This is a genomic window from Blautia sp. OF03-15BH (assembly GCF_003463065.1).
Taxonomy (GTDB): domain Bacteria; phylum Bacillota; class Clostridia; order Lachnospirales; family Lachnospiraceae; genus Limivivens.
In genome coordinates this window covers 19,243-33,237 of record NZ_QSCM01000012.1, presented here as the reverse complement: position 1 = coordinate 33,237, position 13,995 = coordinate 19,243, and the positions used below count along the sequence as shown (strand labels likewise).

Annotated in this window: 12 protein-coding genes; 10 read left to right on the top strand and 2 right to left on the bottom strand. The window is 46.2% G+C overall.

What is annotated here, in order from left to right:
- Window positions 1–32: 32 nt before the first annotated feature.
- The 3 genes from DXA57_RS12400 (at window position 33) to DXA57_RS12390 (ending at window position 3,064) form a co-directional block, all read left to right on the top strand.
- Window positions 33–473 carry an ACT domain-containing protein gene (locus DXA57_RS12400; RefSeq protein WP_117767661.1) on the top strand — a complete coding sequence of 147 codons (441 nt, stop codon included), beginning with the start codon at window positions 33–35 and terminating at the stop codon, window positions 471–473.
- Window positions 474–480: 7 nt separating this feature from the next.
- Entirely contained in the window at window positions 481–1,707 is a 1,227-nt protein-coding gene (locus DXA57_RS12395; RefSeq protein ID WP_117767660.1) for a homoserine dehydrogenase, read from the top strand.
- Between the two features lie 145 nt (window positions 1,708–1,852).
- A complete protein-coding gene (locus DXA57_RS12390; RefSeq protein WP_117767659.1) occupies window positions 1,853–3,064 on the top strand; it encodes an aspartate kinase in 1,212 nt (403 codons plus the stop codon).
- Between the two features lie 56 nt (window positions 3,065–3,120).
- Here the strand turns inward: DXA57_RS12390 and DXA57_RS12385 are convergent, their stop codons facing one another.
- On the bottom strand, window positions 3,121–3,843 hold the full coding sequence (locus tag DXA57_RS12385) for a DUF975 family protein (protein WP_158571324.1): 723 nt from the start codon (window positions 3,841–3,843) through the stop codon (window positions 3,121–3,123).
- A 273-nt stretch (window positions 3,844–4,116) separates the two neighbouring features.
- Between DXA57_RS12385 and DXA57_RS12380 the strand changes: the two genes are divergently transcribed.
- Together DXA57_RS12380 and DXA57_RS12375 are read left to right on the top strand one after the other, a co-directional pair.
- Window positions 4,117–4,818, top strand: a complete 702-nt coding sequence (locus tag DXA57_RS12380; RefSeq protein WP_117767657.1) for a response regulator transcription factor — start codon at window positions 4,117–4,119, stop codon at window positions 4,816–4,818.
- A gap of 17 nt (window positions 4,819–4,835) precedes the next feature.
- Window positions 4,836–6,176 (top strand): glycoside hydrolase family 5 protein, encoded by a 1,341-nt coding sequence (locus DXA57_RS12375; RefSeq protein WP_117767656.1) that lies wholly within the window; start codon window positions 4,836–4,838, stop codon window positions 6,174–6,176.
- Here the strand turns inward: DXA57_RS12375 and DXA57_RS12370 are convergent.
- A complete protein-coding gene (locus tag DXA57_RS12370; RefSeq protein WP_158571323.1) occupies window positions 6,173–7,681 on the bottom strand; it encodes an ATP-binding protein in 1,509 nt (502 codons plus the stop codon). The genes DXA57_RS12375 and DXA57_RS12370 overlap by 4 nt on opposite strands.
- A gap of 197 nt (window positions 7,682–7,878) precedes the next feature.
- Between DXA57_RS12370 and DXA57_RS12365 the strand changes: the two genes are divergently transcribed.
- From DXA57_RS12365 to DXA57_RS12345, 5 genes are all read left to right on the top strand, one after another.
- Complete coding sequence (locus DXA57_RS12365; protein ID WP_158571322.1) at window positions 7,879–9,075, top strand: ABC transporter substrate-binding protein; 1,197 nt, start codon at window positions 7,879–7,881, stop codon at window positions 9,073–9,075.
- Window positions 9,076–9,218: 143 nt separating this feature from the next.
- Window positions 9,219–10,427: an ABC transporter substrate-binding protein gene (locus DXA57_RS12360; RefSeq protein ID WP_158571321.1), complete on the top strand. Its 1,209-nt coding sequence runs from the start codon at window positions 9,219–9,221 to the stop codon at window positions 10,425–10,427.
- 96 nt (window positions 10,428–10,523) lie between these two features.
- Window positions 10,524–11,429 (top strand): carbohydrate ABC transporter permease, encoded by a 906-nt coding sequence (locus DXA57_RS12355; RefSeq protein WP_117767652.1) that lies wholly within the window; start codon window positions 10,524–10,526, stop codon window positions 11,427–11,429.
- 16 nt (window positions 11,430–11,445) lie between these two features.
- Complete coding sequence (locus DXA57_RS12350; RefSeq protein ID WP_117767651.1) at window positions 11,446–12,276, top strand: carbohydrate ABC transporter permease; 831 nt, start codon at window positions 11,446–11,448, stop codon at window positions 12,274–12,276.
- A gap of 82 nt (window positions 12,277–12,358) precedes the next feature.
- Complete coding sequence (locus tag DXA57_RS12345) at window positions 12,359–13,969, top strand: DUF5597 domain-containing protein (RefSeq protein ID WP_158571320.1); 1,611 nt, start codon at window positions 12,359–12,361, stop codon at window positions 13,967–13,969.
- Window positions 13,970–13,995 lie beyond the last annotated feature (26 nt).

Below are 13,995 nucleotides of genomic sequence, written 5' to 3'. Positions count from 1 at the left end.
ATGTACTTAATGGACGTACAAGGAGGACAACCATGTCAGAGAGCAAATATTTTGTTGTCAAACAGAAAGCAGTTCCGGAAGTTCTTTTGAAGGTGGTAGAGGCCAAACGTCTGCTGGAATCAGAGCGTGTCTCCACGGTGCAGGAGGCTACCGACCAGGTGGGGATCAGCAGGAGTTCGTTTTATAAATATAAAGATGACATTTTTCCCTTTCATGACAATGCCAAGGGAAAGACCATAACCTTCATGATCCAGATGGATGATGAACCTGGACTTTTGTCGGATGTGCTTCATATTGTGGCGGATTACCATGCCAATATTCTGACGATCCATCAGAGCATTCCCATTAATGGCATTGCCTCTCTTACCCTGAGTGTGGAGATCCTGCCAAATACGGGGGATCTTTCCAGTATGGTAGAGGCGATCGAGAAGCTGAATGGTATTCAGTATCTGAAAATTTTAGCAAGGGAGTAAAGGAAAGATGACACAGATAGCAGTTTTAGGCTACGGTACCGTTGGAAGCGGAGTTGTGGAGGTTTTAAAGACCAACCATGAGAGCATCTGCAGAAAAGCAGGTCAGGAAATCAACATCAAATATGTATTGGATCTTCGCGATTTTCCGGAAGACCCCATTCAGAAAAAAATCGTACATGATTACGACATCATTTTAAACGATCCGGAAGTCCGGATCGTTGTGGAGGTCATGGGAGGTGTGGAACCGGCCTATACTTTCACCAAAAAGGCACTTCTGGCAGGAAAGAGTGTCTGCACCTCCAATAAAGAGCTGGTAGCCCGTCACGGTGCAGAGCTTCTTGCCCTGGCGAAAGAGAGAAAGCTGAATTACCTTTTTGAAGCGAGCTGCGGCGGTGGAATTCCCATCATCCGTCCGTTGAATTCTTCTCTTACTGCGGATCAGATCGATGAGATCACCGGAATTTTAAATGGAACGACAAACTATATCCTGACAAAGATGATCCAGGAGGGCTCTGATTTTGATGATGTGCTGAAGCAGGCACAGGCACTTGGCTATGCGGAGCGGAATCCGGAGGCGGATGTGGAAGGCTATGATGCCTGCCGGAAGATCGCCATCCTTTCCTCCCTGGCCTTTGACGGATATGTGGATTATGAGGATATTTATACAGAAGGTATCACCAGGATCACAGCAGAGGATATCCGCTATGCCAATGCACTGGGGATGACGATCAAGCTTCTGGCCTACAGCCGTAAGGTGGACGGCCATTTTTATGCAATGGTAGCACCTTTCCTTCTGGGACCGAATGATCCTCTTTACAGCGTGAATGGCGTGTTCAATGCGATCTTTGTCCATGGCAATGTACTGGGCGATGCGATGTTTTACGGAAGCGGAGCAGGAAAACTTCCTACGGCCAGCGCAGTGGTTGCTGACGTAGTGGATGAAGTGAAGCATGAGGGAAAAAATATCCCGGTCTGCTGGGGACAGGAAAAACTGGCACTTGACGACATCAAAGGTTCCAGACGCCGTTTTCTGGTACGTGTAAAAGGGGAACCGGATAAAGATCTTTCCTCTGTGGAGGCCGTGTTTGGCCATGTGGATCCGATCAACGTTCCTGAGCTTTCCGGAGAATTTGCTTTCGTGACCGGAGTGATCTCCGAGGGTGAATACGAAGAAAAGGCAGAAAAGCTTGGTACCGTGATCTCCAGGATCCGTGTCCGTCATCTGCATGCATGATCACAACAAAAAAGACTGTCAGAAAAGTGATTTCGGACAGTCTTTTTTTGTTGTAATTATGCATAAACGTGTGATAAAATAAAGTGTATATCAGCTGCCCGCGGCAAAATGGCGGCGCAGTCCATTGTTTATTAGGAGGCGTAATATGCTGATTGTAAAAAAATTTGGCGGTACCTCCGTCGGCGACCAGGAAAGGATCATGAATGTTGCCCGGCGTTGTGCCGAAGAATATTCCAGGGGAAATGATGTGGTGCTTGTTCTTTCTGCTATGGGAAAAACCACAGATATCCTTCTGAAGACTGCACGGGAGATCAACCCGAAAGCACCAAAAAGAGAACTGGATATGCTGATGACTACCGGAGAGCAGACTTCCGTTGCTCTTATGGCCATTGCACTGGATTCACTTGGAATCCCTGCCATTTCCCTGAATGCTTTTCAGGTACGGATGGAGACCACTTCTGTGTACGGAAATGCCCGTCTGAAACGGATCGACAAGGACAGGATCCGTCATGAGCTTGCAAGCCGTAAGATCGTGATCGTGACCGGATTCCAGGGTGTGAACCGTTATGAAGACTATACCACACTGGGACGCGGTGGTTCGGATACCACAGCAGTGGCACTGGCGGCAGCACTGCATGCGGATGCCTGTGAGATCTATACGGATGTGGATGGTGTATATACGGCAGATCCCCGTATCGTTCCGGGAGCCAGAAAGATCAGTGAGATCACTTATGATGAAATGCTGGATCTTGCGACCTGTGGAGCAGGCGTTCTGCACAACCGCTCTGTGGAGATGGCAAAGAAATATGGAGTTCCCCTGGTAGTACGATCCAGTCTGAATAATTCCGAGGGAACGATTGTCAAGGAGGTAACAAACGTGGAGAGAATGTTGATCAGCGGTGTGGCGCTGGATGAGAATGCGGCCAGAATTTCTGTTATGGGTCTGAAAGATGAGCCGGGTATTGCATTTAAACTGTTTAATATCCTGGCAAAAAACAATGTGAATGTGGATATTATCCTGCAGTCTATCGGTCGTGAGAAAACCAAGGATATTTCCTTTACGGTAAATGAAGAAGATGTGGAAACTGCCATCCGCCTCATTGAGGAGAATAAAGAATGGATCACCTTCCAGCAGGTGACCAGTAATGTGGACGTTGCCAAGATTTCCATTGTGGGAGCCGGCATGACCAGCAATCCCGGTGTGGCAGCAAAGATGTTTGAGGCTCTTTACAGCGTGGGCATCAACATCAACATGATCTCCACTTCTGAGATCCGTATCACTGTTCTGGTGAAGAAGAAAGACGGAGAGAAGGCGATGAATGCCATTCATGACGCGTTCTTTGGAAATGTAGACTGATAAAAGAAGCCGAAGTTTACTCCCTGGAAAACGGGAAAAAACTTCGGCTTTTCTTTTTAGAATTCCTGACTGTGTTCGTTGATAAGATCCCGGTAAAATTCCACCTCTGTCATGCTCATATAAGGAACAATCCAGAGGAAACCGATGCCCAGACTTACGACGCCCAGAAGCGAGATTCCGAAGAAGCTGATCAGCAGATAAAAATACCGGATCCGGTTGCCTTTCATCAGCTCTTTGCTCTGCTGCATGATCTCCTTGCAGGAAAGATAGGGATTATCCAGATAAAGCAGGAAGATCTGAGAATAGTCGAGCGTCAGTTTCAGGATCAGGAAAAGGCTTACGAGCAGAAGCAGTACCATAATGATCCGTGAAACGAGAAGCTGGTAAAACAGGGCAAAGATGATGCTGCCTCCGAAGAACGGGAGCATGCAGGCAAGTGTCAGCAGAAACAGCCTTACTGCAAGCAGGATCACATGATCCGGCATCGTCTGAAAAGGATAGATGAGATCCTTTAACTGTGCCTGTTTTCCACGGGCCATGTTCAACAACAGATATTCATAACCTGTCTGCAGAAGCGTGGAAAAGATAGCTGCAATGAGCATGGTCAGATAGGAGATCACGATTCCTGTGGTATTCTTTGGAACAACAAGGCTTATGAGTCCTTCCAGCACCAGGATGGCTGCAGTGGTCAGGATCGATGCACCGATGGGCAGGCTGTAATGTCCAAGAAGCGTTCCGCGGGCTCTGGCTTTTAACTGGTTGGAGGTTTCCTTTATCATAAATACGACTCCATTTCTTTCTAAAGTGTCCGGCAGCAATGAATTGCTGTAAGACCGGCTGGTGTTTGCTTTGCGCAACCCCGAATAGTAACAGTATATCATATATGGGGAAAAAATCAATGTATGGAGTATTGGAAAGCTTTCTTTCGCAGACGGATTTTGTGCTAAGATAAAAGAGAGAGCTTTGAGGAGTAGGATATTTTTTCATCCCCCCTTTTCTTGGGTTCCAATGGTACAATGAGAGCAGGTAAAATTTTGATAGGGGAAATGCAAATGATCCGTGTTTTAGTAGTAGATGACATGCAGCCAATCTGCAGAAGATATGAAAAACTGATCAATCAAGAAGAAGATATGGAAGTGGTGGGGCTGGCTTTTTCCGGGGCGGAAGCGTTGGAAATGGTGCGAACTCTGGAGCCGAACGTAGTGCTCATGGATATCGAGATGGAGGCCAAGACTTCCGGTCTGGATGCTTCGAGAGACATTTTACAGATATATCCGGAGATGAAAATTATCATCCTTACGGTTTATGAGGAGGATGAGTTTGTATTTCAGGCGTTTCAGCTGGGTGTTACAGACTATCTTATCAAAAATTCGGGAAAAGAGGAGATCATTTCCTGCATCAAGGATGCTTACGCCGGAAACTCGCCGATCCGGCCTGTCATCGCGGAGAAGATCCGAAGGGAATTTCAGCGGGTGAAAACCAGCGAGCAGAGCTTTCTTTACTGCCTGCACATCATAGCGGAGATGACTCAGACAGAAATTGATATTTTGAGTCTTTTGAGTCAGGGCTATACGAGAACCGAGATCTGCAAGATCCGCTGCGTGGAGCTTTCCACCGTGAAGACCCAGATCAAAAGCATCCTGAAAAAATTTAACAAAAGTACGACGGCGGAAGTAATCCAGCAGATGAACGAACTGCAGATTTTTGATTATATCCGTAACATCAGTAAAAACATGCCCTTGGATAAGAAATAGAACGGAGGAGAGATCAGATGAAGAAAGAATTTGTAAAAGTAAACAGTATGGAATTTACAAAAGCTGGAAAACCGATCCTTTTTCGTGGAATGGGAATCGGAAGCTGGCTGAATATGGAGCATTTTATGCTGGGGATCCCGACACCGGATAACCAGATCCGGAAGACGGTGAAAGAGGTCTTTGGGAAAGAGACGGCAGATGGTTTTTTTGACTGTTTTATCCGTAGCTTTATCAGCGATTCAGACTTTGCATTTTTAAAAAAATGCGGCGTCAATATTCTTCGGGTGCCTTTTAATTATCGCCTCTTCATCGACGATCAGAACCCTTCGGAATATAAAAAAGAAGGGCTTCTCTATCTCGATTATTTGATGGATTTCTGTGAAAACTATCAGATCTATCTGCTTTTAGACCTTCATACGGCGCCGGGCGGACAGAATCCGGACTGGCATTCCGATAACAATACGGGAATCCCCGAGTTTTGGCATTACAAAGTGTTCCGGGATCAGATCGCGGCCCTCTGGGGTTATATTGCAGAACATTATAAGGGGAAGGAATATCTTCTGGGTTACGATGTGTTGAATGAGCCCTATCTTATCGATGCTCCTGATGTGCTGACGGAGTTTTATCTGGAAGTGACAGAGTCCATCCGAAAAAGCGACCCGAATCACATCATTTTCCTGGAGGGAGATCATTTTGCCATGCAGTTTGACTGCATTCATGAGATAAAAGATGAAAATACGGCGCTGACTTTTCATTATTATCCGACTGTATGGGAGCCGAAGCTTTTTGAGGATACTTATGACAAGGCGGCCCGCTGCAGGAAATTTCAGAAGATTCTGGATCAGATCGCCGGAATCCGGGAAAAATTTCATCGTCCCATCCTCTGTGGGGAGGCCGGCTATGATATTGACAAAAATAACCTGCCTCACACGCTGGAACTTCTGGATGAGACTCTCACAATGTTCAACGAGGCGGAGATTTCCTGGACTCTCTGGTGTTATAAGGATGCCCAGTTTATGGGAATGGTCTATCCAAAAGATGAGTCTTCCTGGATGCAGTTTGTGGAGAAGATCCATCAGAACTGGACACATTATAAGGAGATGGGGCAGGCAAATGAACTTATGGAGCGGATTAAAGCCTGGCCGGAATTTGAGAAGGCGACGGACGAACTCTGCTATTTCATGCAGTTTCGTCAGCGCGGCATTCTCTACCGCTTCCAGACCGAATGCATCCTGAAACCGCTCATCAAAGAGTACACATCGGAGGAGATTCTTGAACTTCCGAAATCCTTCCTGTTTTCTAACTGCGGATATTACGAGGAATATGCAAAGCTTCTGAAAGAAAAAGTGCTGCCTTAAGGCAGCATTTTTTTCAAATTCGGTAAAAGAATGCGGAAGGTGGTTCCCTTGCCTTCTTTGCTCTCCACAGTGATCTTCCCATTGTGGGCCTTGATGATCTGGTAGGTCATGGTCATGCCGATGCCCCAATGGGCCGCAATGGGCTGAGAACTGAAGAAGGGCTCGAAAATATGAGGAAGATTTTTTTCGGGGATTCCGGGACCCGTATCAGTAACGGAAAGAGCGATCCAGTTGTCGATAGAGCGAAACGTGAAATTCAGATTTTTTCGCTCGGGCGGAAGGGGAGCCATGGCGTCCAGGGCGTTGATTACAATGTTATGTACCGCCTGTTCAAAATGGTTTGGATCTACCAATGCTTTTGGTATGGAACCTGAGGATTTTACAGAGACTTTGTATTCTTTGAGTTCCGGAGACATGCGTTCCAGCATTTTTGCGATCAGCTTCTCCAGATCCGTCTGCTCCATGGTGAGCTGGGCCAGCTTTGTACTTCGGTGCAATTTGTCAATGCGGCCGTAGAGATTCTGGCAGCGCTCAATGAGATGGTTTAGGTCTTCCTGATTTTCCTCGGGCACATCCAGAAGTTGGGCTTCTGCTTCGATGGCAAGCAGCTCATTTTTCATGTAATGACAGAATGCTTTGGAGGAAGTATTTACTGCATCGATCTGTCCTGAGATTGTAAAATCTGCCTGATTCATCTTTCGATTGAGTTTGGCCAGGGCGATGGAGCAGACGCACATCAGAACAGAAGCAAAGAAGAGATAATAGGGAATGAGTGTATAGAGACGGGCGTGTTCATACAGCGGGAGCGATTTATAAGTGGTGTAGCCGGAAACGATGGAAAAACGGATCATGTAGTTTGGAAGATGACCGAAAAGTGCCAGATAGGAGATCATGATCAGAGTGTAACTGATGGTCTCTCCGTAGGCAAAGGATTTAAAATGTGGGAAAGCATAAATCTGCCGGTTGGCCCGGAAGAGATTCAGTGTGCTTGCCACTACAATGAAATCGTTCAGTGCTGCCGTAAAAAAGTGAGTAATCTGAAGAAAGAGCGAAAACTGCTGACTGTTCATAAGATAAGGATAAAAGAAGAGATAGATCATTTTCTGGAGAAAAGGATCATAGATGAAATATTCCAGGATCAGAAAATGAACGACTGCTTTTCTGAGCTTTTTCACGCAGGGGCTGGCGGCTGTGTTCATATAATTCATAGAAAAAAGACAGCCAAAGAGGATGGTCAGAAGGCTGAACAGGTTCATGCAGCGTATGATCGTATCTTTGGACACAGGGAAGAACATGAAGGTCTGCCAGATACTCTTCGGCATCAGGAAATAGTTCTCAATGATATTATAATAGCGGATATCTCTGGACAGATAGAAAATCATGGAAAGGATGGCCAGGGCATAAAGAAGCACCGTGCCCAGCAGATATTTTGCGGAAGCGTGCTGGTCACGCTGAAAAATGAGAAACATGATAAAAATGATAAAAACAGTAAAAAAATAGAGCATAATGCACCTCATTGTATTTCCGGACAGAATCAATTAAAATAAAAGGTACAGACTTGTTGAACAGCTACAGTATATCATGGAAACGGGGAAGGGTAAAGATGATACGGAGAGAGAAAATCAGGAAAAATATGAGGACTGTCGGGAGGCTTTTGATCGTATTGCTTCTTCTTTGTACAGGCTGCGGAAATTCCGGACAAATGGCAGAAAGTGAAAAAGAGAAAGTGCAGAGGGAAGACGAAGTATCGTTAAAATTCAGTATCTGGAGCGATGAGGAAAGTTATGTGCGTGATGTGATCGAGGCGTACAATGCTTTAAAAGGGTATGAGGCGATCTCTCTTGAAGTGGTCCCAAACAGTCAGCATGAAGACTGGGTGAATCATTACAATGATGCTTATGCGACAGATATTATAGGGATCAGAGGGAACGGTCAGCTTTTACAGTTTCAGAAACAGAAAAAACTTCTGGGATTATCACGGTTTATTAAAGAAAGTAATCTTGATATTCGAAATTATGGAACAATGATAAATGAAATTACCTGTAACGGAGAATATTATGCGCTTCCAACAAGAAGCACCTGCTGGGCGCTTTACTATAATCGGAAGCTTTTTCAGGAACGTGGCGTCCCTGAACCGGAGCAGATGACCTGGGAAGAATATATTGAACTGGCAGAGCGTATGACAGAGAAGCGTACGGAAATCTGGGGAGGTTATTATCCTCCGTGGATCTATAATATTCCGGCGATCCAACAAGGCTATTATCTTCTGGATGACGAGTTGGAACCAACGTGGGAAAGTTTAGAACTGATGCAGAAAATATATGCTTCAGGCAGCCATTTTCCGTATGATCGTGTGAAGGATCGGGGAGATTTCTGCAGAGAGGATTTTGAAAAAGGAAATATTGCCATGCTTGTCTGTGGTGAATGGCTGGCTAACATGTTTCTGGAAGATCAGGCTGAGGGGATAGAGGTTCCGGAGTGGGGGATCGCACCATTGCCGGTGCCGGATGGTGTGGAAGCAGGAACTTCCATTGGCATGTATCAATTCGCAGGGATTACGTCTGTCTGCCGTGATCCGGAAGCTGCTTTTGAGTTTCTGCAATTTCTCTGTGGACCTCAGGGGGCACAGATCTACGCAAGAAACGGGATCATTCCGGGATACTCGAATGAAGAGATTCAGGCGATTTATCTGGATGCGGTTGGAACAGAAGATGCCAGGATCTTTTTTGATGCCAAAAGAATTCAAGAACAGCCAGTATGGGAAGGTTATGACCAGTTGACGGAGCTTTTTAAAGAGGATGCCTGTGAACTTCTGGAAGGAAATTGTGAGTTGGATGAAATTATGGAACGATTTCAGGAGCAAAGAGAAGAAGTGTTTGGCAAGATGCACAATGAATAAGGAAAATACAAGAAAAAACAAGGCAGGATGATAAAAAATACTCCTATGAAAAGAAAGCGATCTGAGCTATGATTTTTATATCAGATAGGAACCGAAGAGAACGAAGAACTTCGGTTAGCAGAGAAAACAGGGAGGTAAGGTTTATGAAGAAGAGATTTTTGGTATTGACACTGGGCGCAGCAATGATGATGGGAATGGCTGTCCATGCGGATGGCGAAAAGACGGTGATCAACTTTTATGAGCATTCCGACAGTGAGAAGATCGCAACTGATCTTGTGGAGGCTTACAATGCAAGCCAGGATGACGTGGAAGTAAAACTTTCCATCATTGCCAATGATGATTATGATGACAAGATCAAAGTGATGCTTTCCGGCGGCGCTGATATCGACTGTTTCTGGGTAAGAGGCGGTGATCAGTTAAGGCAGATGGCCAACGGTGGCGCTGTACTGGCTCTGGACGATATGATCGATGCGGCAGGCGTGAACTTCTCCGACTACGGACAGATGGGAGAGGCTTATCAGACAGGCGGAAAGACTTATGGTCTCTGCACATCCAAATCCTGTTGGCTCCTGTGGTACAATAAGGATCTTTTTGATGCAGCAGGCGAGGAGTATCCGCTGGATCTTACCTGGGATGAGTACGCAGATCTCTGTGCAAAACTGAACAAAGATGATCTCCACGGCGGTCTCTGTGTAAACTGGATCATGAATACCGGTTCCGCAGCAGCAGGTGAGTACCTGACGGACGAGAACCTGACTAGAACCAAAGAGTATGTAGAGTTCCTGAACCGAATTTATAATGAAGATAATTCCAACCTGAGTCTCGAAGAAATGTCCGGTTCCTTTGATGTAAACAGTGTTTTCGCAGAGGGTGAGACCTACATGATGCTGAACGGTGACTGGAATTTCCTGCTCTTCCCGGATGCAGACCCTGATTTCGAGTGGTGCGCAGCTCCCCTTCCGCATTTCGAAGATCTGGAAGTAAACTCCACAGTAGGTTCCACTTCCGCATTCTGCATTAACTCCTCCAGCAAAAATGCACAGGCAGCTTTTGATTTCATTAAATTCTGCTGTTACAGTGACGAAGGTGCAAAAATTTATGCAAAGAATGCTCAGGTTCCGGCATATCCTTGTGATGAAGCACTTGAGATTTATAAGGAGAATGTGACCACTCCTGGTACGGAATATGTATTTGCAGCAAAAGTAAACAGTGAAGATGGAAATGAAGATTATTACAATGAGCTGAAAGACGCTTACAAAGCAGAGATCACGGAGTATCTGATCGGTAACTGCACGATTGATGAAGCTTTTGATAATTATAAAGTAAGAAGAGACGAGATCATCAATAAGTAAGTATAAAAAGAAATGGGATTCTGGCCCGGCATTTCAGACGGCTGAGATGCCGGGCTTTCTATAAGCTGTCGCAGCGAGGCTTGGGAGGTGGGATTCATGGCAGCACAGAAAACAAAGAAAAAATCGAGCCGCATGAACCGGAGAGAGTGGATTGCAGGTTATCTGTTTCTTTTACCAAACTTTATCGGCTTTCTGGCTTTTACAGGCATTCCGGTAATCATTGGTTTTATTATCAGTCTTACGGATTATACGGGCTTTGGAAAGCCAAATTTTATAGGCTTTGCCAATTATGCGAAGATGTTTACAGACACGGATTTTAAGGTGGCGTTGCAGAATAACCTGTTTTATTCTCTGACCAGCGTTCCTTTAACTGTTTTATTTGCACTTTTGCTGGCACTGATGCTGAACCGGAAAATGTACGGCGGCAGCGCTTTTCAGACGATTTATTTTTTCCCGAATCTGACTTCTATGGTAGCGGTAGGCTGTGTATGGTTGCAGATTTTTGACAGCAAAAAAGGACCGGTGAATCAGTTCCTGATGAATCTTGGGATGGAGCATCCGCCAAAATGGTTCTGGGGTGTGGGAACCGCTTTGATCACTGTGGTTATTGTGGTTGTCTGGAAACAGGCAGGTTACTATATGGTGATGTTTATGGGAGGTTTGAAGAATATTTCACCCGATCTTTACGAAGCGGCCAAGATTGACGGAGCAAACTCCTGGCAGGCTTTCTGGCATGTGACCTGGCCGATGCTTTCTCCGACGACGTTTATGGTTACGATTCTGACATTTATTGCATCCTTCCAGGTATTTGATATCATCAATGTCACAACGGAAGGAGGGCCGGGCCGGGCGACGGAGGTTCTGGTCATGCGTATCTATAAAGAGGCCTTCAAATACGGCAGAATGGGATACGGTTCTGCCATCGGATATTTTCTGTTTCTGATCATTTTCGTTATCACGCTGATCCAGTGGCATGGACAGAAGAAATGGGTTGTTGAGTAGAAAGGGGTGAAGAACCATGAAAAATACGAAAACGAGAGTGACGGGCATCGTGATGTTTCTGCTGGCTTTGTTTGTCGCCTTTATCATGATCGTTCCCTTTGTCTGGATGGTCAGCGCATCCTTCAAGCTGAAAAAAGAAATTTTCAGTGTGCCGATCCGCTGGATTCCGGAGACGTTTCATATGGATAACTATGAAACAATCATGCAGAAGATCCCATTCCCGCGCTATTTTTTTAACACGTTTAAGCTGACCGTGAGCATTACGGCTCTTCAGGTGATCACCTGTTCCATGGCGGCCTTTGCATTTTCCAAATTACATTTTCCGGGAAGAGACAAGCTGTTCCTGGCTTATCTTGGAACCATGATGGTTCCCTGGCATGCCATTATGATCCCGCAGTTTATCGTGATCCAGAAACTGGGGCTTTATGATAATCACCTTTCGCTGATCCTGACAGGAGCTTTCAATGTGTTTGGTGTTTTCATCCTGCGACAGAATATGCTGAGTATTCCGGACAGTTTATGCGAAGCAGCCAAAATCGACGGCTGTGGCCCTTTTGGAATTTTCACCAAAATCGTGCTTCCGTTAACTAAGAGTGGACTGGCTACGTTGATCATCCTGACATTTAATAATGTCTGGAATGATTATATGGGCCCCATGATCTATCTGGACAGTGATAAAAACCGGACGATCCAATTGGGACTGGCAACCTTTAAAAGAGAGTTCGATACCAACTACGGAGCCATCATGGCAGGTACCGTAATTTCTCTGATCCCCATTGTCATTGTTTATGTGATCGCCCAGAAATATATTGTGGAAGGCATCGCATATTCGGGTGTAAAAGGCTAAAGAAAATAAGACAGAGAAGAACAACAGCGGACGGAGGCAGGAAAAGGCTTCTGACCGCTGTCTTTGTATGAGGAGGATAAGTATGGGATTTACATTTTTTCAGGATGAGAATGGAAAGGATTTTTTTCCAGTGGGACTGCAGGCGCATAATTCTTCTACCGGAACGGAGCTGATCGGAAAAGCCATTCAGGCGGTGAAAGCCTACGGTGGAAACTGCCTGGAAGCGCCGGTATACTGGTACCGCCTGGAGCCGGAGAAGGATGTCTACGAGATGGAGCTGGTGAAGGAACTCGTCGATGAGACGAGGGCAGAGGGGTTAAAACTGATCATTCTCTGGTTTGGTATGAGCAAAAACGGTCATCCGAACTATGTACCGGAGTATGTGAAAATGAATCCGGGAACTTATCGGCTGGTTATCGGGCCGGACGGAGGGACGCTGCCTGCTCTTTCCCCACACTGCGAAGAAACTCTTGAGAGAGATAAAAAAGCATTTCAGAAACTGATGGAATTTCTGAAAGTTTATGATGAAAAAGAACGGACCGTTCTGGCAGTACAGATTGAAAATGAGATGGGCTGTGCGGGAACGGACCGGGACTACTCGAAGGAAGCGGAGAGAGACTACTGGGAACCACTTCCAGAGGCACTGAAAAATGTGCATCTGGAGGACGATGGACGGGAACTGCTGAAGGGGAAAGAAAGGATTTCTCCCTGGAAAAAGCAGTTTGGAAGGTACGCGCACGAAGCTTTTCTGGCCTGGTATCATGCCGTCTATGTGGAACAGCTGGCCAAAGCCGGAAAAGCCGTTTTTCCCATTCCTCTGTATACCAACGTGATGGTGGGCGAGAACGGCTTTGAGGAAGCCGGAATCTGCTACAATGCCGGAGCCGCCGTGGGTCGTGTCCTCGATATCTGGAAAGCCGGAGCCCTCTCTCTGGATCTGATCTGCCCGGATATTTATAATGAGAACCGCCGGGAATTCTTAAGGATCTGCGGGCGCTATAACCGGTCGGACAATCCGCTTTTCATTCCGGAGTCACCGATCGGAGGTCAGGCAAACGCCATGAATGCCATTCTTGCAGTGGGAGAGATGGATGCTGTGGGTATCTGCTGTTTTGGAGCGGAGAGTGCCCTGGATGAAATGGGAGAGCTGAATGAGGATTGCCGGGATATGGCACTGACGATGAGGACACTTGCCTCTGTGACTCCGCTGCTCATGAAATACCGGAAGACCGGAAAGATTCATGCCATTGCGGAGGATGAATTTGAGACAAGTCATTATCTGAAGCTGGAAAATTATCATGTGGTGGTTCATTATCTCCATTCCCACCCGATGAATCTGGGATATATGGAGGATGTAAGTTCAGAGAAAGGGAAGAAGAAACGGGAGGTCAGAGGTCGGGGACTTTTGATCCAGACCGGGGAGCATGAGTTTTTCTTGGCCGGAGCCGGAATCGCCCTGGATTTCATCAAAAGACCGGACCCGTCTTCAGAAAACAGCTATCCACAGCTTACCTCCCGCTATGCGGGGCAACTGAACTTTCTGTCCGTGGAAGAAGGACATTTTGAAGGCGATATCTGGGTGAGAGACCGCTGCCGGAACGGCGACGAGACCAACTTCTCCCAGTATGTCCTGGAAGGACAGGTGATCCGCATCCGGCTGAATCCCTATACGGGTATGGAAGAAGTTCACTGAACTTGTCTCCCACCCCTTTTTGTGCT